Origin of the sequence: Halomonas sp. ND22Bw (assembly GCF_003011945.1) — a bacterium.
GTDB classification, from domain to species: domain Bacteria; phylum Pseudomonadota; class Gammaproteobacteria; order Pseudomonadales; family Halomonadaceae; genus Halomonas; species Halomonas halophila.
This window is the reverse complement of the sequence record NZ_PXWD01001148.1, coordinates 1-261: the sequence shown is the minus strand read 5'-3', so window position 1 is coordinate 261 and position 261 is coordinate 1. Positions and strand designations below refer to the sequence as shown.

Genomic DNA, 261 nt, shown 5'->3' with positions numbered 1-261 from the left:
GGGCTGGCATTTTCGGCTGGCGTGGTGGTGTCCTTCGTGTTGCTCGGCTCCCTCCTGGTCGGGCTGCGGGCGGCAGGCCAGCAGCTTGGGTGGGGCTTTCAGCTGCAGACCCCGCTGGTGGTCGCGGCACTGGCGGCGATGTTCACGGTGATCGGCCTGAATTTCGCCGGACTATTCGAGTTCGGTGCCTTCCTGCCGAACAAACTGGCAACGCTGGAGAGCAGGCACCCAGTGATCAATTCATTCTTGTCGGGAGTGCTG

The 261-nt window shown here is 63.2% G+C and carries 1 pseudogene; it reads left to right on the top strand.

The features are described from left to right. A pseudogene (locus CVH10_RS21775) lies at nt 1-261 on the top strand (thiol:disulfide interchange protein); the annotation flags it as partial.